Source organism: Pedobacter petrophilus, from assembly GCF_009674725.1.
Lineage (GTDB): Bacteria > Bacteroidota > Bacteroidia > Sphingobacteriales > Sphingobacteriaceae > Pedobacter > Pedobacter petrophilus.
Window position 1 is genome coordinate 1 of the sequence record NZ_WKKH01000136.1, and the last position, 394, is coordinate 394.

Annotated in this window: 2 protein-coding genes; one reads left to right on the top strand and one right to left on the bottom strand. The window is 41.9% G+C overall.

The genetic code is table 11. The annotated features are described in order from the left end of the window. Positions 1 to 209, bottom strand: a 209-nt coding sequence (locus tag GJU39_RS23345) for an ATP-binding protein (RefSeq protein WP_280790430.1), incomplete at its 3' end; no start/stop codon positions are given. A gap of 30 nt (positions 210 to 239) precedes the next feature. Between GJU39_RS23345 and GJU39_RS24390 the strand changes: the two genes are divergently transcribed. Further along, positions 240 to 394 (top strand): transposase (locus GJU39_RS24390; protein ID WP_154281226.1); only part of this gene is annotated, 155 nt, incomplete at its 3' end.

Sequence of the window (394 nt, forward strand, 5' to 3'; positions counted from 1 at the left end):
CGCTTCTGGTGCCTGTCCTCAATGATATCCAGTAAGGTAACCCTTGACTGTGGGTCGAAGGGCTGAAGGCCAAAGTCGTCAAGAATAAGAAGATCAACCCTTTCAATCTTTTTTAGTTCTGCAAGAATGGTACCCTTAGCCTTCGCCAGCTTTAGCTGTCCCATGAGTTTTGGAGTTGCTACATTTGACTGGAGGAATTTAGTTGTCAGATTTAACTAGAAACTTTTAAATTTGATTATATGAGCAAACGAGTATTTGATGATTCCTTCAAAAAAATGGCTATAGATTTATCTAATAGCCGAGGATCGGTGAAAGAGGTTGCAGATGAGCTTGGAATAAACGATAGCCTTCTGAGTAAATGGAGACAGCGTGAGTCGGAGCCCAAACAGAGTCC